Origin of the sequence: Aeribacillus sp. FSL k6-2211 (assembly GCF_037966125.1) — a bacterium.
Classification (GTDB): Bacteria; Bacillota; Bacilli; order Bacillales; family Aeribacillaceae; genus Aeribacillus; species Aeribacillus composti.
This window is the reverse complement of record NZ_CP150190.1, coordinates 2,322,416-2,342,017: the sequence shown is the minus strand read 5'-3', so window position 1 is coordinate 2,342,017 and position 19,602 is coordinate 2,322,416. Positions and strand designations below refer to the sequence as shown.

The following is a 19,602-nucleotide window of genomic DNA, read 5'->3' as shown; positions in this document are numbered from 1 at the left end:
GTTTTTGAGTCGTGTAAAGGTTTTGGTTATTGATGATTCGGCATTTATGAGAAAGTTGATTTCCGATTTGCTTTTAGAGAGTCCTTCCATCGATGTGATTGGCACAGCTAAAAATGGAAAAGAAGGAATTGAAAAGATCGCAGAGCTTGATCCTGATGTTGTGACGTTAGATATTGAAATGCCGGTTTTAAACGGGCTTGATACTTTGCAGATTATCATGGACAAGTTTCCAAGACCAGTCATTATGCTTTCAAGTTCGACGAAAGAAGGAGCCGAAAACACGATAAAATCTTTAGCTTTCGGAGCGTTTGATTTTATCCCGAAACCTTCCGGCTCCATATCTCTTGACATATTTAAAGTGAAAGAAGAATTAATTGCAAAAGTTCTAGCAGCAAAACGGGCAAAAGAAAAAGTTCAGATGTTAAAAAAAGAGATCGACACATTTCCTCGAAAGGAGATGATGAAAGAAAAGAGCCATCGACAGCGAAAAAAATCTTTAATTGCCATTGGAACTTCTACTGGCGGACCGAGCACCCTTCAAAAAATCGTTCCATGCTTCCCGAAAAACCTGAATTCGCCGATTTTCATCGTACAGCATATGCCGCCAGGATTTACAAAATCGTTGGCTGAACGATTAAATGAAATGTCAAACATCGAAGTAAAGGAAGGCGAGCATCAAGAAATCGTCAGAAATGGGGTAGCATACATAGCGCCTGGAGGCAGCCATATGAAAGTAATAGAAAAACAAGGGAATTTATTCATTGAACTGGATCAATCGGAAAAAAAGAGAGGGCACAGACCTTCAGTAGATGTACTGTTTGAATCTTTATCGAATTTAAAATATTATCAAACGATTGCTTGTATTTTAACGGGAATGGGTTCTGACGGGACAAAAGGATTGAAAGCATTAAAAGAAAGGACAGATGCGACAGGGATCGCACAGTCCGAAAAAACCTCCATTATATTTGGGATGCCAAAATCCGCCATCCAAGCGAATGTGGTTGATTACGTGGAAGATTTAATGGAAATTCCGTATTTAATTCAAAAGCTGATCTAAATCCAAGGAGTGTGCTGCCATGGAAATGAATCAATATTTGGACATTTTTATTGAAGAAAGTAAAGAACATTTGCAGTCGTGCAACGAAAAGCTTTTGGAGCTTGAACAAAATCCGGATGATTTAGGAATTGTGAACGAAATTTTTCGCTCCGCCCATACATTAAAAGGAATGGGCGCAACGATGGGGTTTGAAGATTTAGCCGATTTAACACATAAAATAGAAAATGTGTTTGACGCCATTCGCAATCAAAAATTAGAAGTAACGCCTGAAATTATGGATGTCCTTTTTGAAGCATTGGAGAATTTGGAGGAAATTGTTTTATCGATTGCGGATGGAGGAGACGGCAAAAAAGATGTTTCGGCCATTGTGAAAAAACTGCAAGCGATTGAAAGCGGAGAACAAATTGAAGATGAGACAGCTGAAAATGAAACATCAAGAGAACAAGTGCAGGATGTGAAAAAACTGAAGTTTGATGAATATGACAGGACGGTCATTCTTCAATCAATTGAACAAGGATTTCAAGTATACGAAATCAACATTCGGCTTCGAGAAGACTGCATCTTAAAAGCAGCGAGAGCATTTATGGTTTTTGAATTGCTTGAGAAGCACGGGGAAGTGGTCAAATCATCGCCTTCTGTTGATTTACTCGAAGAAGAAAAGTTTGACAACAATTTTTCGGTTGCCTACATTACGAAGGAAGATAAGGACTTTATCCGGAACAGCCTATTGAAAATTTCAGAGGTTGAAGAAGTACTAGTTGAAAAAGTGAATGTAGAAAAGCCAAGTACTGAAAGAGTACAGCAGTCTGTTTCCAGCATACAATCTAATGCCAGCCAACAAACTGCTGCTAGCAAACAAACTACTGTTTCCAGCAAGCAAAGCCGTCAGCAGAAGGACAGCTCGAAAGACACTAGCCAAAAACAGAAGAAAAACCAGCAAAAGACGATCCGCGTCAACATTGAGCGCCTCGATATTTTAATGAACTTGTTTGAAGAATTAGTCATCGACAAAGGGCGTTTGGAGCAAATATCAAAAGAATTAAATCACTCGGAGCTGAAAGAAACGGTTGAGAAAATGTCCAGAGTTTCAGCTGATTTGCAAAACATTATTTTAAATATGCGCATGATCCCAATCGAAACCGTTTTTAACCGCTTCCCGAGAATGGTGAGAAATCTCGCCCGCGATTTAAATAAAAAAATCAATTTAGTTGTCACTGGCGCAGAAACCGAATTGGATCGGACCGTCATTGATGAAATTGGCGATCCGCTTGTGCATCTAATCCGAAATGCGATCGACCATGGGATTGAAACGCCTGAAACCCGCCTGAAATATGGCAAAAAAGAAGAAGGAACGCTGCGGCTCAGCGCATATCACAGCGGAAATCATGTCTTTATCGAAATCGAAGACGACGGTGCAGGAATTAATCAGAAAAAGGTATTGCAAAAAGCTATTGAGCGGGGAATCGTTACAAAAGAGGCAAGCGAAACATTAACGGAAAAACAAATTCATGAACTCATTTTCGCATCAGGCTTTTCAACGGCTGAAAAAATTTCAGATGTCTCTGGACGGGGTGTAGGGCTTGATGTAGTGAAAAATACAATCGAATCGCTCGGAGGAAGCATCACCATCGAGTCGGAAGAAGGAAAAGGATCTTTATTCTCGATCCAGCTCCCGCTGACATTAACGATTATTTCCGCCATGCTCATTGAAGTTGGAAATGAAAAATACGGTATTCCGATTTCGTCTATCATTGAATCCCTTGTTATTAAAAAAGAAGATATTTTACAGACACATCAAAACAAGGTGATTGATTATCGCGGAAAAATTGTACCTCTAGTGTTTTTAAAAGAAATTTTTGAAGTGGACGCCGAGGATGACCAAGATTATGTTTCAATCGTCGTTGTCAAAAAAGGAGATAAAATGGCTGGTTTAGTTGTCGATTCCTTCATCGGTCAGCAAGAGATTGTTTTGAAATCGTTAGGACAATATTTGACAAATGTATTCGCCATCTCAGGTGCCACAATTTTAGGAGACGGTCAAGTTGCATTGATCGTTGATTGTAATGCATTAATCCAGTAATGCTTGATGGAAGGGGAAGATGAGAATGGCAAATAGTGTATTTAATGAACAGAAGGTCATAGTTTTTCAGCTGCAAGACAAAGAATACGGGGTTTTTGTACAAAATGTGAAATCGATTGAAAAAGTTGACCATATCACCCGCGTTCCGAAAACAGCTGACTATATAAAAGGAGTCATCAATTTGCGCGGTGTTGTCACTCCGATCATAGATTTAAGAAAAAGATTGAATATGCCGGAAAAAGAAATAACGGATCAGACGAGAGTGATTATAGCTGTTCAAAATGAAATGGAAGTTGGATTGATTGTTGATTCTGCCAATGATGTCGTCGATATATCTGAAGACAGTATTGAACCTGCTCCAAGCGTCATCGAACAAGTAGAAACCGAGTTTATAAAAGGAATTACAAAATTGGATAAACGGCTGATTATGCTCCTTGACCTTGAAAAAGTGCTGAGCAAAGAAAATCAGAGGGTAATAGAGCATGAGCAAGTTGTTTGATTTATCAAACAAAAGGATCGATATATTAAAGGAAATTGCCAATATCGGAGCGGGAAATGCCGCAACGAGTCTGTCCCAACTTCTTAATAAAAAAATTGAAATGAAAGTTCCGAACGTTTATGTCGCCTCTTTTAACGATGTGATGGATTTAGCAGGCGGTGCGGAAACAGAGGTTACGGCTGTATACATCCGCATTCAAGAGGATATAACTGGATCGATGTTTTTCATTTTGCCGATCCCGCAGGCTAAAAAATATGCAAAAGCATTAATGAATGATTATGTTCTTCAGGATGCTTCAACTATGAAAGAAATGGAATGCTCTGTTTTGCAGGAGCTCGGCAACATCCTAATTGGATCCTATTTATCTGTTTTATCGAACATGACCAATTTGATGGTTAATCCGTCCGTTCCTGCCATCCAATGTGATATGTTCGGCGCGATTATCAGTCATGCTCTGATCGAGCTTTCGCTTGAAAGTGATGAAGCACTTGTCATCGATGCTGTTATAAAAGAAGAAGGGCATCAAGATTCCGAATTAATAAGAGGGCATATTTTCTTTCTGCCCGACTCACAGTCATATAAAAAAATTTTTGACATATTAGAGGTTTAGTGAAATGGGGCATTTTGAAAATGTTGTAAAAGTCGGTATTTCGGAAATGAATGTTGTGAAAGCTCCGTGGAAAATTCGAACAACTGGATTAGGATCTTGCGTCGGACTCGTCATCTATGATGATGTAAATAAATTGGCAGGACTTGCTCATATAATGCTGCCTGATTCTTCGCTTTCAAACAAGGAGCCTTTAAATTGTGCAAAATATGCGGATACGGCTGTAACAGAATTAATTCGTCTTTTAAAAAACTATGGAGGAAACATCATGTTTTTTAAAGCGAAAATAGCTGGAGGAGCTGAAATGTTTCCGCATCGGCCATCTTCCAAAATCATGCGAATAGGTCCGAGAAATGTTGAAGCGGTCAAACAGCATTTGTTGAGCAGTAATATCCCTATCGTTAGCGAAGATGTTGGCGGTAAAAATGGAAGAACCATTGAATTTGATACGAATTCATTCATTTTGACGATTCGCACCGTCAATCTTGGAGTGAAGCAAATATAGCCGGAGATTGACATTTTAGAAGGAGGAAAAAGGCAATGGTCCAATCGATGACACTGAATGATGAAAGGGTGTACTGGGACAAGTGGTTTCGTCACCGTGATCAAGATGCGGGCAACATGCTCGTCAAAAAATATATGCCGCTTGTCCGATATCATGTCAGTCGTATTTCAGTGGGTCTTCCAAAAAATGTCGATAAAGATGATTTAATAAGTTTTGGATTGATGGGATTATATGATGCACTGGAAAAATTTGACCCTACACGAGATTTAAAATTCGATACGTATGCATCCTTCCGCATACGCGGAGCCATTCTTGACGGACTAAGGAAAGAAGATTGGCTTCCAAGAAGTTTTCGGGAAAAAGCAAAAAAAGTGGAAGCAGCCATTGAGCGGTTGGAGCAAAAATATCATCGCAATGTGACGCCTAATGAAGTTGCAGAAGAGTTGGGTATGACACCCGAAGAAGTCGTTCATGTCGTCAATGAAAACTTTTTTGCCAATGTCTTGTCAATTGATGAACAATTGCATGACCAAGAAGAAGGGGAACAGATGAACATTGTCCTTAAGGATGATAAAACATTAACTCCGGAAGAGCATCTGTTAAAAGAGGAATTATTTGAGCATTTAACAAAATTGATCTCACAATTAAACGATAAGGAGCAGCTCGTATTAAGCTTGTTTTATAAAGAAGAGCTGACATTAACAGAGATAGGAAACGTGCTGAATTTGTCCACTTCGAGAATTTCGCAAATTCATTCGAAAGCATTATATAAATTAAAAGGAACGCTCGTTAAGCTTTTATCTTAAAAAGAATACAATTAAATGAGGTTGAAACATGGCGGTATTTCTTTTACTGAGCTTTGTTTTGCACATCGTTTCGTTTTACTTTATCATTCTCCTTTATACTCGCTATCAAAATGTAAAAAAAATAGAAGAAAAGCAGGAACAATTATTAAAAGAAGCAGAAGATTCGCTCGCGATGTTTTTATTGGAATTAAAAGAAGAAAACAAACAATTTCTTGAACAGCTCGAGCAAAACAGCGCCAAGCCCGGTTCTTTTGATCTCGAAAAATTAGTTACGCAGCTGGAAGACAAGGTGGAAGTGAGCACAATCCAGAAAGACACGAGCGCGGATGTAGAGCCTATCGACAAGGATGCAGAGCTTATAGAAGAGCCTAAAGATAAAAGAAAAAATTTGCATAAACAAGTATTCCAATTATTAGAGAAAGGATATACTATAGACGAAATCGCACAAACATTACATGTCGGCAAAACAGAAATTGAACTCGTCATGAAATTTCAACAAAACGATTGAATTCTTTCTTGATTGCCAAACTTCCATATGTTATATTTGTTTTTGGTGCTAATACACACGTCTGTTGATTTAAGCATCGGTGCTGTTTTGTGCAGTCATGCTTAAAAATGAAGCGGGCGGAGGATGAAAAACCATTAGGAGGAATGAAAATGTCAGTTATTTCAATGAAACAATTATTAGAAGCTGGTGTTCATTTCGGTCATCAAACACGCCGTTGGAATCCGAAAATGAAACGCTATATTTTCACTGAACGGAACGGAATTTACATCATTGACCTTCAAAAAACAGTAAAAAAAGTTGAGGAAGCGTATCAATTTGCAAGAGAGTTAGCTGCAAATGGAGGCAACATTTTATTCGTTGGTACGAAGAAGCAGGCGCAGGAATCTGTTAAAGAAGAAGCAGAACGTGCAGGAATGTTTTACGTCAATCAGCGCTGGCTGGGAGGAACATTAACGAACTTTGCTACAATTCAAAAACGAATTGCTCGTTTAAAAGAAATTGAAAAAATGCAAGAAGACGGCACATTTGATGTATTGCCGAAAAAAGAAGTAGTTCGTTTGAAAAAAGAATTGGAACGCCTTGAGAAATTTTTAGGTGGCATTAAGGAAATGAAACAGCTGCCTGATGCTGTTTATATTATCGATCCTCGCAAAGAGCGCATCGCTGTATCGGAAGCTCGCAAATTAAATATTCCGATTATCGGCATCGTTGACACAAACTGCGATCCGGATGAGATCGATTATGTAATCCCTGCAAATGATGATGCAATCCGCGCCGTCAAATTGTTAACTTCCAAAATAGCAGATGCTGTTTTAGAAGGCAAACAAGGCGAAGAAACTACAACTGCCTAAATGACAAAAGGTGATAAGAGGGGATTTTAGCCTTTTATCACCTTTTTTAAGCATACGAATTGAAGGAGGAACTTTTATGGCAATTACTGCTCAAATGGTAAAAGAGCTTCGGGAAAAAACCGGTGCAGGCATGATGGACTGCAAAAAGGCATTGACTGAAACAAATGGTGATATGGACAAAGCAATAGATTATCTTCGTGAAAAAGGCATAGCGAAAGCTGCGAAAAAAGCTGACCGAATCGCTGCAGAAGGCTTGACATTAATCAAAACTGACGGCAATACAGCTGTTATTTTGGAAGTGAATTCCGAAACAGACTTCGTTGCAAAAAATGATTCTTTTAAACAATTAATTGAAGATTTGGCTAAACACTTGCTGGCAAGCAAACCAGCTGATTTAAAAGACGCATTGGCTTCCAAAATGGAAAACGGTTCAACAGTGGAAGAATACATCCATGCTGCTATTGCTAAAATTGGCGAAAACATTACATTACGCCGTTTTGAAGTTGTCGAGAAAAATGATCAAGATGTCTTCGGCGCTTACTTGCACATGGGCGGACGCATTGCAGTATTAACGGTGCTTGAAGGCACAAATGATGAATCTGCTGCAAAAGATGTAGCAATGCATATCGCAGCGGTTAATCCGCGTTATATTTCTCGTGAAGATGTTCCTCAGGCTGAAGTGGAGCACGAACGCGAAGTTCTTAAAAAACAAGCTCTTCAAGAAGGAAAACCTGCAAACATTGTAGAAAAAATGGTTGAAGGCCGCCTCGGCAAATTTTTTGAGGAAATTTGCCTTTTAGAGCAAAATTTTGTAAAAAATCCTGATCAAAAAGTACGCGATTTCGTCAAAGCACAAAACGCAAACGTAAAAGCGTTTGTTCGCTATGAAGTTGGAGAAGGAATTGAAAAGCGTCAAGAAAATTTTGCTGAAGAAGTTATGAATCAAATTAAGAAATAAAAGTCATGAAAATGTTAAGAAGGGAACACAAGCGAGTGTTCCCTCTTTTTGAAAACCCTTTGTTTCAACTTTTCTATATATAGCGTCAAGAAATAGCTTGGAGGTTAATATGAGTACGCCAAAATATCATCGTATCGTGCTGAAATTAAGTGGAGAGGCGCTTGCTGGAGCTCAAGGCTTTGGAATTAATCCTTCCGTCATACAGTCAATTGCCAGACAAGTAAAGGAAATTGCTGAAATGGGTGTAGAAGTCGCAGTAGTTGTTGGCGGCGGAAACATTTGGAGAGGCAAAATCGGCAGCGAGATGGGGATGGATCGGGCAACAGCAGACTATATGGGAATGCTGGCGACTGTTATGAATTCTTTAGCTTTACAAGATAGTTTGGAAGGACTCGGCATTCCTACCCGAGTGCAAACTTCAATTGAAATGCGACAAGTCGCAGAACCGTACATAAGAAGAAAAGCCATTCGCCATTTGGAGAAGAAAAGAGTAGTCATTTTCGCAGCAGGAACAGGAAATCCTTATTTCTCAACAGACACAACGGCTGCGTTAAGAGCCGCTGAAATCGAAGCAGATGTCATTTTAATGGCGAAAAATAATGTAGATGGTGTATATAGCGCAGATCCAAAAAAGGATGCCTCAGCGGTAAAATATGATGAGTTATCTTATTTAGATTTATTAAAAGACGGGTTGGCTGTCATGGATTCAACAGCTTCTTCATTATGCATGGACAATAATATTCCTTTAATTGTTTTCTCGATTATGGAAGAAGGCAACATTAAACGTGCTGTTTTAGGAGAAAATATTGGAACAATTGTAAGGGGGAAATAAACATGTCTAAACAAGTTCTTTCACAAGCGAAAGAAAAAATGGAAAAAGCTTTATCAGCTTTCAAACGTGAATTAGCAGGTGTTCGTGCAGGCCGGGCAAACGCGTCTTTGCTTGATAAAATTCAGGTCGACTATTACGGAGTTCCAACTCCTGTAAATCAATTGGCATCGATTTCCACGCCAGAAGCACGTTTGCTTGTTGTTCAACCTTATGACAAATCGACAATCGGTGAGGTTGAAAAAGCAATTTTAAAATCTGATCTTGGATTAACGCCGACATCGGACGGATCCGTTATCCGCATTGCCATTCCTCCATTGACGGAAGAGCGAAGAAAAGAACTGACAAAAGTAGTTCGCAAATATTCAGAGGATGCAAAAGTCGCTGTGCGAAACATTCGCAGAGACGCAAATGATGAATTAAAAAAATTAGAAAAAGCGGGCGACATTACAGAAGATGAACTGCGCGGTTTTCAAGATGATGTACAAAAACTGACGGACGAATACATTAAAAAAATTGATTCCGCAACAAAAGAAAAAGAAAAAGAAATCATGGAAGTTTAAACAAAATGAATGTACAATAGAAATGTGCTAAAAACCCTCTTTTCTCACAGGGGGTTTTTTTTTCAAGAGGATTTGCTACATTTTTTAATGTCATATTATTCTCGGTGGAGGATTCTTATGTTTAATTTTCCTTATAAAAAAAAGAGCAGCAAAGGTTCCAAAAACTTGGTGGCGAAAGAAAACATTTTAGTAAATGAAATACCGGAACATGTGGCCATCATCATGGACGGAAACGGAAGATGGGCGAAAAAAAGATCGCTGCCTAGGATGGCCGGCCATCGGGAAGGAATGAAAGTAGTTAAAAAAATTACGAAATTAGCGAGCGATATCGGCATCAAAGTTTTGACCTTATATGCGTTTTCAACAGAAAATTGGAAAAGGCCAAAAGATGAGGTTAATTATTTAATGCGCCTTCCGGTCGAATTTTTATCGACTTTTTTGCCGGAATTAATACAGGAAAACGTGCAAGTTCGGGTTATCGGCGATCAATCTATGCTCCCCGATTATACGGTAAATGCTGTGAAGAAAGCTGTGAATGAAACGAAGCAAAACACCGGGCTGATTTTAAATTTTGCGTTGAACTATGGCAGCAGAACAGAAATTGTTGAAGCAGTAAAAAAAATATTAAGAGACCGCGAAGATGGAAAACTACATATAGATGACATAGATGAACAATTGTTTTCCAACTATTTAATGACGAAAAAGCTCAAAGATCCTGACCTGTTAATTCGGACAAGCGGAGAAATTCGGCTAAGCAACTTTATGCTCTGGCAGCTGGCTTATACTGAATTTTGGTTTACGGATGTGCTCTGGCCGGATTTTAATGAACACCATTTTTTGGAGGCAATCCGCGAATATCAGCAGAGAATCCGCAGATTCGGCGGCGTATAGAAGGAGCTAAAAAAATGAAAACACGAATTATTACAGCAATTTGTGCTTTAGCCTTATTTGTACCAATTGTCATTATTGGCGGACTTCCGCTGACAATTGCTATTTATGTGCTCGCATCAGTTGGATTGTTTGAATTATTTAGAATGAAACGATTTCATTTATTTTCATTTCCAGTTTTGTTCAGCTTTATCCTTTTATGGATTTTAATTTTCCCAAACCGTTATATTGATTTGCTTCATCAAATACATATAAGTAAAACTGGCTTTCTTTTTTTTGGCGCGATCCTGTTATTGATCTATACAGTGTTTTCAAAAAATCAATTTTCTTTTGATGACGTTGGATTTGCGCTCATTGCGATCATATATGTGGGAGTCGGATTTTATTTTTTTATTGAAATGAGAGTGTTAGGTCTAGACAAGCTTTTGTTTGCTCTGCTAACGATTTGGGCGACTGATTCAGGCGCTTACTTTATCGGCCGAGCCTTCGGAAAGAAAAAACTATCAGCTGAAATCAGCCCTAATAAAACAGTCGAAGGATTTTTCGGAGGGATTTTCTCGGCAATTTTGGTTGGATTAATTTTCCACTATTTTGCAAATTTTTTACCGACATATGTTCAAACCGTTTTTGTGTCCGTCATTGTTTCTATTGTTGGACAAATGGGGGATTTAGTACAGTCCGCTTTTAAACGCCATTACGGCACAAAGGATTCCGGAACGATTTTTCCAGGCCACGGGGGAGTTCTTGACCGTTTTGACAGCTTGATTTTTATTATGCCGATTTTATATTTCTTCATCCAATTGATCAGTAGACAAGGGGTGACAATGTGAAAAAAATTATTTTGCTGGGTGCGACAGGATCTATTGGGCAGCAAACTCTCGATGTGATTCGAGCAAATCCGGATTCATTCAGGCTAGTTGCGATGTCATTTGGAGAAAATATCGAACTTGGATTGAAGGCTGTTCATGAATTTAAACCAGAGCTTGTTGCTGTCAAAAATCGTGAAATTTATGATCAAATTCGTTTGAACATCCCTTCTAACTGTCAGCTTACATACGGACATGACGGGCTGTGTGAAACGGCTGTTTATCATAAAGGCGAAATAGTAGTGAATGCGGTCATTGGGAGCGTCGGGCTTATTCCAACACTAAAAGCGATCGAAGCGAAAAAAACGGTCGCTTTAGCGAATAAGGAAACACTTGTTACAGCTGGACAAATTGTGACCGACTATGCTCGAAAACACAATGTGCAAATTCTTCCTGTGGACAGTGAACATTCCGCGATTTTCCAATGCTTGAACGGGGAAAAAAAGGAAAGCGTCGAACGGCTTATTTTAACGGCTTCAGGAGGAAGCTTTCGGGATAAATCGCGAAATGAATTAAAGCATGTTACAGTTAAGGAAGCGTTAAACCATCCGAACTGGTCAATGGGCGCAAAAATAACGATCGATTCTGCGACGATGATGAACAAAGGGCTTGAAGTCATTGAAGCACATTGGCTGTTTTCTGTTTCATACGACCAAATTGATGTGCTGCTGCATAAAGAAAGCGTCATTCACTCGATGGTCGAATTTCATGATGGCAGCATCATAGCGCAGCTTGGAACTCCTGATATGAAAATACCGATTCAATATGCGCTTACATATCCAAATAGAATTCCTTCTTATGAAAGCGAAAGATTGGATTTAACAAAATATGGACAGCTTCATTTTGAAAAAATTGATTTTGATCGATACCGTTGCTTAAAATTTGCTTTTGATTCGGGTAAAATAGGAGGTACAATGCCTGCTGTTTTAAACGCAGCGAACGAAGTGGCAGTCAATGCTTTTTTGGAAGATAAAATTCCGTTTTTAAAGATAGAAGAACTTGTAGAAAGGGCATTAGAAGAACATGCTCCGCTTTTCAATCCGACCTTGGAGGATATACAAGAAGCGGATGGAAGGACAAGACAGTTTGTTCAATCTTTAATTAATTAGAGGTGGTTAAATAAGTGAACACGGTGATCGCATTTGTCGTTATTTTTGGCGTATTGGTGTTTTTCCACGAATTAGGGCACTTAGTTATGGCGAAAAGGGCAGGCATTTTATGCCGTGAATTTGCAATCGGCTTCGGGCCGAAAATTTTGTCGTTTAAACGAAAAGAAACGGTCTATACGATCAGGCTTTTGCCTATCGGCGGCTTCGTGCGCATGGCGGGGGAAGACCCGGAGATGATTGAGGTCAAACCTGGCTATCAGGTTGGACTATTGTTTAATCAGAAAGGACAAGTTGAAAAAATTATTTTAAACAGAAAAGAAAAGTATCCTAATGCAAAAGTGATTGAAGTTGAACAAGCAGATTTGGAACATGGAATGTTTATCACAGGCTATGAAGATGGAGAAGACAGCGGTCTAAAAAGGTTTGAAGTAAGCGAAACATCCTTTTATGTAGTTGACGGTGAAGAAATTCAAATTGCACCTTATAACAGGCAATTTGCTTCAAAAACGCTCGTTCAAAGAACGCTCGCCATTGCTGCCGGACCTTTTATGAATTTTCTATTAGGGTTTTTAGTTTTGTTTTACCTCGGTCTAAGCCAAGGAGTGCCCGTGAACGAACCGGTTTTAGGAGAAATCGTCCCTGACAGCGCGGCTGAACAAGCAGGATTACGGGAAGGCGATGTTGTAAAAGAAATAGAAGGGACGCCGATGAATTCGTGGAAAGATGTCGTTGAAATGATCAGAGCAAATCCGGAGAATGAGCTTCTTTTTTCAATTGAACGTTCCGGAGAAGAATTGGAAATGACGGTAACGCCGGATTCTGTGAAATCCGAAAACAAAACGATCGGCCAAATAGGAGTTTATTCCCCGGTTGAAAAAACATTTTTCGGTTCTTTGAAATATGGCTTAGTTGAGACCTATACATGGTCGAAAGAAATAATATTTGCGGTTGGGAAGCTGATAACCGGACAATTTTCAATTGATATGCTCTCTGGACCTGTCGGCATATATGATATGACAGGAAAAGTTGCAGAAACAGGCTTGACAAGCCTATTAAGCTGGACGGCTCTCTTAAGCATTAACCTTGGCATTATGAACTTGCTTCCAATTCCAGCTCTAGATGGAGGACGCTTATTGTTTTTTGCCATTGAAGCGGTCCGGGGAAAACCGATTGATCGACAAAAAGAAGGGATCGTCCACTTTATCGGATTTGCACTTCTAATGCTGTTAATGCTCGTTGTGACATGGAATGACATCCAAAAGTTTTTCCTTTAAAAAATAATATAGAAATCAAATTCGAGGTGCTTTAAATGAAACAGAGTCAGTCATTTATACCCACAATGAGAGAAAATCCAGCAGATGCGGAAGTTAAAAGCCACCAGCTGCTGTTGCGTGCCGGATACATTCGGCAGACAGCTAGCGGTGTTTATTCGTATCTGCCTCTTGCTCATAGAGTGTTAACCAAAATTGAAAATATTATCAGAGAGGAAATGAACCGGATCGGAGCGGTGGAGCTGCTGATGCCGGCTTTGCAGCAAGCAGAACTTTGGCAGGAGTCTGGCCGCTGGTATTCATACGGATCAGAATTAATGAGATTGAAAGACCGTCATGAACGTGATTTTGCTTTAGGTCCGACTCATGAAGAAGTTATAACAAGTTTGGTAAAAGATGAGATCAAATCTTATAAACGTCTGCCGCTCACCCTTTATCAAATTCAAACGAAGTTCCGGGATGAAAAGCGTCCGCGGTTCGGTCTTTTGCGGGGACGAGAGTTCATTATGAAAGATGCTTACTCTTTTCATGCTACACAGGAAAGCTTAGATGAAGTGTACGAACAGGTTCGAGAAGCATACAGACGCATCTTTACTCGATGTGGGTTGAACTTTCGCGCAGTCATCGCTGATTCGGGAGCAATGGGCGGTAAAGATACTCATGAATTTATGGTGCTTTCGGAAATCGGAGAAGATACGATCGCATATTCTGATTCGTCCGATTATGCAGCAAATATTGAAATGGCTCCGGTAGTTGCATCTTATGAAAAGGTTGACGAACCGCTCATGGAGCTTGAAAAAAAAGAAACGCCAAACAAAAAATCCATTGAAGAAGTGGCGCAGTTTTTCCAAGTTCCGAAGGAAAAATTAATAAAATCCGTTTTATTTAAAGTAGATGAAAAGTTCGTTCTTGTTCTTGTCCGCGGTGATCATGAGGTCAATGACGTGAAACTTAAAAACCTTTATCAGGCATCAGTTGTTGAACTTGCTTCAGCTGAAGAAACAGAGCAGGTAATGGGAGTTTCACCCGGATTTTTAGGACCGATCGGCGCATCCGACAAAGTGGAAATTGTCGCAGATTATGCAGTTCAGGCAGTCGTAAATGGAATATGCGGGGCAAATGAAAACGATTTGCACTATATCGGAGTAAACCCTGATCGGGATTTTACCGTTACCAAGTATGAAGATATAAGATTTATTCAGGAAGGGGACCCTTCCCCGGACGGAAAGGGACGGATCAAGTTCGCGAAAGGCATTGAAGTCGGCCACGTCTTTAAGCTTGGCACAAGATACAGTGAAGCGATGAAGGCAGAATTTTTAGATGAAAAGGGAAAAACAAACCCTATCATCATGGGATGCTATGGTATCGGTGTTTCACGCTTACTGTCTGCGGTGGTCGAGCAATTTCATGATGAAAATGGAATTATTTGGCCTAATAAATTAGCTCCGTTTGAAGTCCACCTTATTCCGGTTAATATGAAAAACGAAGAACAAGTCAAGGTTGCAGAGCAAATTTATCACGATTTGCAGGCGAAAGGATACGAAGTCCTTTATGATGATCGTGCTGAACGGCCGGGTGTGAAATTTGCTGACAGTGATTTAATTGGCATTCCTGTCAGAATAACGATCGGAAAAAGAGCTGGTGAAGGGATTGTAGAAGTGAAAGAAAGAAAAAGCGGAAATAGTATAGAAGTTTCTGTTGATCAGCTAAAAGAGCAGCTTGCCAAACTTCTCCGCTAATGAAGCTGGATGCCGCAGATGAAGCTGGCATAGGTAAAGAGTAGGGGGTCTTGCCTTTATGATAATTTGTCAAACGGGTCAAGCCCCCTATTAACTTTTTGGGAAAGAGGGGAAACCAATGGATGATAAAGACTTGCAGCAGCAAAAAGAACGGTTTCAGATTTTGCTGAAACAGCTTGAAATGACGGATGATCAAATCTACCCTTATTTCCAAAACGGAGCGATCTTAAAATTAACAGTTCATAAAAAATCTAAATTATGGGATTTCTCTTTTCGGCTTGAAAACATTCTTCCATTTCGTATCCTGCAATTGTTTGATAGAAGATTGAACAAAACATTTTCTCATTTAGCCAATGTTACGTTTCACATTACAACTGTGAAACAAGAATATGATGAACAGCTCGTTCAAGACTACTGGGAGTTTTGCCTCCAAGAAATGGAGGGGGTTTCTCCGCCGATATTATCACTGTTAAAAGAACAAATGCCGAAGCTGGAAAAGCAAAAATTAATGATTCGCACGAGAAATGAGACGGAAAATGAAACGATCAAGAAAAAATACGGCCCCATCATCCAGCAGGCGTACGAGAAGTACGGCTTTCCAAAGCTGACTATCGACACGGTGATCGATGCATCTAACGAAGAATGGGAAAAATTTTTGGAGCAGAAGCAAAAAGAAGACGAAGAGCGGATTTTACAAGCAATGATGGAAATGAAGCAAAATGGAAAGGAAAATCAAACTCAGGAGTCTAAAAAGCAGGAAGGTCCTCTTATTATCGGATACAAAATAAAAGATGACGAAGAAATTCGCACTCTTGATAACATTTTTGATGAAGAGCGGAGAGTCGTCATTCAAGGATATGTTTTTGAGGCGGAAACAAAGGAATTAAAAAGCGGAAGAACGTTATGCACGTTTAAAATTACCGATTATACCAATTCCATTTTAGTCAAAATGTTCGGCCGCGATAAAGAAGATAATGCATTGCTTGCATCGATCAAAAAAGGAATGTGGCTGAAAGTTCGCGGAAGCATTCAAAACGATACATTTGTTCGTGATCTTGTCATGATTGCTAATGACATTAATGAAATCAACCCGAAAAAACGGCTCGATACCGCACCTGAAGGAGAGAAAAGGGTGGAATTGCACCTTCATTCGCAGATGAGCCAAATGGATGCCGTCACATCGATCACAGATCTTGTTGAACAAGCTAAAATGTGGGGCCATGAAGCGATTGCATTGACAGATCACGCAGTTGTCCAATCTTTTCCAGAGGCATATGCTGCAAGCAAAAAGTTTGGCGTTAAAATGATTTACGGTCTTGAAGCCAATATTGTTGATGACGGTGTACCGATTGCTTATAACGAATCGCACAGACTTTTAAGCGAAGATACCTTTGTTGTGTTTGACGTTGAAACAACAGGGCTTTCGGCTGTATACGACACGATCATTGAACTTGCAGCGGTGAAAATAAAAAACGGGGAAATTATCGACCGATTTGAATCGTTTGCCAACCCTCACCATCCGCTTTCAGCAACAACGATAGAACTGACGGGAATTACCGATGATATGGTTCAAAATGCTCCCGACGTCGATGAAGTATTGTACAAATTTAAAGAATGGGCTGCCGACAGCATTTTAGTTGCCCACAATGCAAGCTTTGACATGGGCTTTATTAATGCAGGCTACAAAAAATATTTGCAGGTTAAAAAGGCGGACAACCCTGTCATTGATACTCTTGAACTTGCAAGATATTTATATCCTAATTTAAAAAACCACCGCCTGAATACATTGTGCAAAAAGTTTGATATAGAGCTTGTACAGCATCATAGAGCCATTTATGATGCGGAAGCAACCGGCTATTTGCTTGTAAAATTGCTGCAAGAGGTAAATGAACGAGGAATTCTTTATCATGATGAGCTGAATGAGCGGACTGGGGATTCAAAAGCGTATGAGCGGGCAAGACCGTTTCACGCGACGCTTCTTGTGCAAAATGAAACAGGGCTGAAAAATTTATTTAAGCTTGTATCTCTTTCCCATGTACAATATTTTTATCGCGTTCCGCGCATTCCCCGTTCTGTATTGTTAAAGCATAGGGAAGGCATTTTAATTGGTTCAGGCTGCGACAAGGGAGAAATTTTCGAAGCAATGATGCAAAAAGGTCCAGAAGAAGTTGAAGAGATGGCTTCATTTTATGATTTTCTCGAAGTGCATCCGCCGGAAGTATATTACCCTCTAATTGAGACGGAGCAGGTTCGAAATGAACAAGCGATCAAAGAAATCATTGCAAACATAGTCAAACTAGGGGAAAAGCTGTCGATTCCGGTTGTGGCAACAGGCAATGTCCATTATTTAAACAAGGAAGATAAAATTTACCGGAAAATCTTAATTTCTTCGCAAGGGGGAGCGAATCCTTTAAACCGCCATACATTGCCTGATGTGCATTTCCGTACAACAAATGAAATGCTGGATGCTTTTCGTTTTTTAGGCGATGAAAAAGCGAAAGAAATTGTTGTGACAAACAGCCAGTACATCGCCTCTCTCATAGGTGATGTAAAACCGATTAAAGATGATCTGTATACACCGAAAATAGACGGTGCCGAAGAAGAAATTCGGGAAATGAGCTACAATCGTGCCAAAGAAATATACGGAGACCCATTGCCGGAAATCGTTCAAGCAAGGCTTGAAAAAGAGTTGAAAAGCATTATCGGCCACGGATTTGCCGTCATTTATTTGATATCTCACAAACTAGTAAAAAAATCTTTGGATGACGGGTACTTGGTCGGTTCAAGGGGATCAGTCGGCTCATCCTTTGTTGCCACGATGACGGAAATTACTGAGGTGAACCCTCTTCCGCCTCATTACGTTTGTCCAAAATGCAAGCATTCCGAATTTTTCAATGACGGCTCTGTAGGATCCGGATACGATCTTCCTGATAAAAATTGTCCTCAATGCGGAGCACCATATAAAAAGGACGGGCATGACATACCGTTTGAAACGTTTCTAGGATTTAAAGGAGACAAGGTGCCTGATATTGATTTGAATTTTTCAGGTGAATATCAGCCGAGAGCACACAATTATACGAAAGTGCTGTTTGGTGAAGATAAAGTGTACCGTGCAGGAACAATTGGCACCGTTGCCGAAAAGACAGCTTTCGGATTTGTCCGCGGCTACATGAACGATCATAATCTGCATTTCCGCAGTGCAGAAGTCGATCGGCTTGTGAAAGGATGTACGGGGGTCAAGCGGACGACAGGACAGCATCCCGGAGGAATCATCGTTGTTCCCGATTATATGGATATATATGATTTTACTCCAATTCAATATCCGGCAGATGATACAAGCGCTGATTGGAAAACGACACATTTTGATTTCCACTCCATTCACGATAACTTATTAAAGCTTGATATACTAGGGCACGATGATCCGACGGTCATCAGAATGCTTCAAGATTTAAGCGGAATCGATCCGAAGACCATTCCAACAGATGATCCGGAAGTAATGAAAATCTTTTCCTCAACCGAATCACTTGGCGTGACAGAGGAGCAGATTGGCTGTAAAACGGGCACTCTAGGGATTCCAGAGTTCGGCACGCGATTTGTCCGCCAAATGTTGGAGGAAACAAGACCGACGACATTTTCAGAGCTTGTCCAAATATCAGGATTGTCCCATGGGACAGATGTTTGGCTAGGAAACGCACAAGAACTGATTCAAAGCGGCACATGTACATTAAGTGAGGTCATTGGCTGCCGCGACGATATTATGGTTTATTTAATCTATCAAGGATTGGAGCCGTCGTTAGCCTTTAAAATTATGGAGTCGGTTCGGAAAGGAAAAGGCTTGATTCCCGAATGGGAAGAAGAGATGAAAAAGAACGGCGTTCCAGACTGGTATATTGAATCTTGCAAAAAAATCAAATATATGTTTCCAAAAGCTCACGCGACAGCTTATGTATTAATGGCTGTGCGGATTGCATATTTTAAAGTGCATTTTCCTCTGCTATTCTATGCAACTTATTTTACAGTCAGAGCGGACGATTTTGACATCGAAACGATGATCAAAGGTAGCACCGCAATCAGAGCGAAAATTGAAGAGATCAGTGCAAAAGGGCTCGATGCTTCTCCAAAAGAGAAGAGCTTGCTGACCGTATTGGAGATGGCACTTGAAATGACGGAGCGTGGATTTTCATTCCAAAAAGTAGATTTATACCGCTCTCAAGCCAAAGAATTCATTATTGACGGCGACAGCCTGATACCACCGTTTAATTCGATACCAGGGCTTGGTACGAACGCGGCCATCAATATTGTCAAAGCGAGAGAAGAAGGAGAATTTTTATCCAAAGAGGATCTGCAGGAGCGGACAAAAATTTCAAAAACGATTATGGAATATCTTGAAAATCATGGCTGTTTGGCATCGCTGCCTGAGCAAAATCAGCTCTCCCTTTTCTGATTTGCGATTCAATTTGCAAACC

General features: G+C 40.0%; 17 protein-coding genes. All 17 read left to right on the top strand.

What is annotated here, in order from left to right; translation table 11 throughout:
• Nucleotides 1-4: 4 nt before the first annotated feature.
• The 17 genes from NSU19_RS11185 (at nucleotide 5) to NSU19_RS11105 (ending at nucleotide 19,580) form a co-directional block, all read left to right on the top strand.
• A complete protein-coding gene (locus NSU19_RS11185) occupies nucleotides 5-1,057 on the top strand; it encodes a chemotaxis response regulator protein-glutamate methylesterase (RefSeq protein ID WP_063386683.1) in 1,053 nt (350 codons plus the stop codon).
• Between the two features lie 19 nt (nucleotides 1,058-1,076).
• On the top strand, nucleotides 1,077-3,137 hold the full coding sequence (locus tag NSU19_RS11180; RefSeq protein WP_063386684.1) for a chemotaxis protein CheA: 2,061 nt from the start codon (nucleotides 1,077-1,079) through the stop codon (nucleotides 3,135-3,137).
• Between the two features lie 25 nt (nucleotides 3,138-3,162).
• Nucleotides 3,163-3,636, top strand: a complete 474-nt coding sequence (locus NSU19_RS11175) for a chemotaxis protein CheW (protein WP_063386685.1) — start codon at nucleotides 3,163-3,165, stop codon at nucleotides 3,634-3,636.
• On the top strand, nucleotides 3,620-4,246 hold the full coding sequence (locus NSU19_RS11170) for a chemotaxis protein CheC (RefSeq protein WP_066246481.1): 627 nt from the start codon (nucleotides 3,620-3,622) through the stop codon (nucleotides 4,244-4,246). Before NSU19_RS11175 ends, NSU19_RS11170 begins: the two co-directional genes overlap by 17 nt.
• A 4-nt stretch (nucleotides 4,247-4,250) precedes the next feature.
• On the top strand, nucleotides 4,251-4,748 hold the full coding sequence (locus tag NSU19_RS11165) for a chemotaxis protein CheD (RefSeq protein ID WP_063386687.1): 498 nt from the start codon (nucleotides 4,251-4,253) through the stop codon (nucleotides 4,746-4,748).
• A 35-nt stretch (nucleotides 4,749-4,783) separates the two neighbouring features.
• The gene (locus NSU19_RS11160; RefSeq protein ID WP_063386688.1) at nucleotides 4,784-5,554 is read left to right on the top strand and encodes a FliA/WhiG family RNA polymerase sigma factor; all 771 of its coding nucleotides are present in this window, start codon (nucleotides 4,784-4,786) and stop codon (nucleotides 5,552-5,554) included.
• A gap of 28 nt (nucleotides 5,555-5,582) precedes the next feature.
• A complete protein-coding gene (locus tag NSU19_RS11155) occupies nucleotides 5,583-6,062 on the top strand; it encodes a hypothetical protein (RefSeq protein ID WP_066246479.1) in 480 nt (159 codons plus the stop codon).
• Between the two features lie 149 nt (nucleotides 6,063-6,211).
• On the top strand, nucleotides 6,212-6,913 hold the full coding sequence (gene rpsB, locus NSU19_RS11150; protein WP_063386690.1) for a 30S ribosomal protein S2: 702 nt from the start codon (nucleotides 6,212-6,214) through the stop codon (nucleotides 6,911-6,913).
• Nucleotides 6,914-6,989: 76 nt separating this feature from the next.
• Complete coding sequence (tsf, locus tag NSU19_RS11145) at nucleotides 6,990-7,871, top strand: translation elongation factor Ts (RefSeq protein WP_063386691.1); 882 nt, start codon at nucleotides 6,990-6,992, stop codon at nucleotides 7,869-7,871.
• 109 nt (nucleotides 7,872-7,980) lie between these two features.
• Complete coding sequence (gene pyrH, locus NSU19_RS11140; protein WP_063386692.1) at nucleotides 7,981-8,703, top strand: UMP kinase; 723 nt, start codon at nucleotides 7,981-7,983, stop codon at nucleotides 8,701-8,703.
• Between the two features lie 2 nt (nucleotides 8,704-8,705).
• Entirely contained in the window at nucleotides 8,706-9,263 is a 558-nt protein-coding gene (gene frr / locus NSU19_RS11135) for a ribosome recycling factor (protein ID WP_063386693.1), read from the top strand.
• 117 nt (nucleotides 9,264-9,380) lie between these two features.
• Complete coding sequence (locus NSU19_RS11130) at nucleotides 9,381-10,154, top strand: isoprenyl transferase (RefSeq protein ID WP_063386694.1); 774 nt, start codon at nucleotides 9,381-9,383, stop codon at nucleotides 10,152-10,154.
• Between the two features lie 14 nt (nucleotides 10,155-10,168).
• Nucleotides 10,169-10,981: a phosphatidate cytidylyltransferase gene (locus NSU19_RS11125; protein ID WP_063386695.1), complete on the top strand. Its 813-nt coding sequence runs from the start codon at nucleotides 10,169-10,171 to the stop codon at nucleotides 10,979-10,981.
• Nucleotides 10,978-12,126 (top strand): 1-deoxy-D-xylulose-5-phosphate reductoisomerase, encoded by a 1,149-nt coding sequence (gene dxr / locus NSU19_RS11120; RefSeq protein WP_339196524.1) that lies wholly within the window; start codon nucleotides 10,978-10,980, stop codon nucleotides 12,124-12,126. The genes NSU19_RS11125 and dxr overlap by 4 nt, the downstream gene beginning before the upstream one ends.
• Nucleotides 12,127-12,140: 14 nt before the next feature.
• The gene (rseP, locus tag NSU19_RS11115; protein WP_063386697.1) at nucleotides 12,141-13,400 is read left to right on the top strand and encodes an RIP metalloprotease RseP; all 1,260 of its coding nucleotides are present in this window, start codon (nucleotides 12,141-12,143) and stop codon (nucleotides 13,398-13,400) included.
• Nucleotides 13,401-13,435: 35 nt separating this feature from the next.
• Nucleotides 13,436-15,136 (top strand): proline--tRNA ligase, encoded by a 1,701-nt coding sequence (locus NSU19_RS11110; protein ID WP_339196522.1) that lies wholly within the window; start codon nucleotides 13,436-13,438, stop codon nucleotides 15,134-15,136.
• A 118-nt stretch (nucleotides 15,137-15,254) separates the two neighbouring features.
• Nucleotides 15,255-19,580 carry a PolC-type DNA polymerase III gene (locus NSU19_RS11105; protein ID WP_339196519.1) on the top strand — a complete coding sequence of 1,442 codons (4,326 nt, stop codon included), beginning with the start codon at nucleotides 15,255-15,257 and terminating at the stop codon, nucleotides 19,578-19,580.
• Nucleotides 19,581-19,602 lie beyond the last annotated feature (22 nt).

Coding starts and splice junctions, on each gene's coding strand:
- NSU19_RS11180 (WP_063386684.1), top strand. CDS start 1,077: ATGGAAATGAATCAATATTTGGACATTTTTATTGAAGAAAGTAAAGAA.
- NSU19_RS11175 (WP_063386685.1), top strand. CDS start 3,163: ATGGCAAATAGTGTATTTAATGAACAGAAGGTCATAGTTTTTCAGCTG.
- NSU19_RS11170 (WP_066246481.1), top strand. CDS start 3,620: ATGAGCAAGTTGTTTGATTTATCAAACAAAAGGATCGATATATTAAAG.
- NSU19_RS11165 (WP_063386687.1), top strand. CDS start 4,251: ATGGGGCATTTTGAAAATGTTGTAAAAGTCGGTATTTCGGAAATGAAT.
- NSU19_RS11160 (WP_063386688.1), top strand. CDS start 4,784: ATGGTCCAATCGATGACACTGAATGATGAAAGGGTGTACTGGGACAAG.
- NSU19_RS11155 (WP_066246479.1), top strand. CDS start 5,583: ATGGCGGTATTTCTTTTACTGAGCTTTGTTTTGCACATCGTTTCGTTT.
- rpsB (WP_063386690.1), top strand. CDS start 6,212: ATGTCAGTTATTTCAATGAAACAATTATTAGAAGCTGGTGTTCATTTC.
- tsf (WP_063386691.1), top strand. CDS start 6,990: ATGGCAATTACTGCTCAAATGGTAAAAGAGCTTCGGGAAAAAACCGGT.
- pyrH (WP_063386692.1), top strand. CDS start 7,981: ATGAGTACGCCAAAATATCATCGTATCGTGCTGAAATTAAGTGGAGAG.
- frr (WP_063386693.1), top strand. CDS start 8,706: ATGTCTAAACAAGTTCTTTCACAAGCGAAAGAAAAAATGGAAAAAGCT.
- NSU19_RS11130 (WP_063386694.1), top strand. CDS start 9,381: ATGTTTAATTTTCCTTATAAAAAAAAGAGCAGCAAAGGTTCCAAAAAC.
- NSU19_RS11125 (WP_063386695.1), top strand. CDS start 10,169: ATGAAAACACGAATTATTACAGCAATTTGTGCTTTAGCCTTATTTGTA.
- NSU19_RS11110 (WP_339196522.1), top strand. CDS start 13,436: ATGAAACAGAGTCAGTCATTTATACCCACAATGAGAGAAAATCCAGCA.
- NSU19_RS11105 (WP_339196519.1), top strand. CDS start 15,255: ATGGATGATAAAGACTTGCAGCAGCAAAAAGAACGGTTTCAGATTTTG.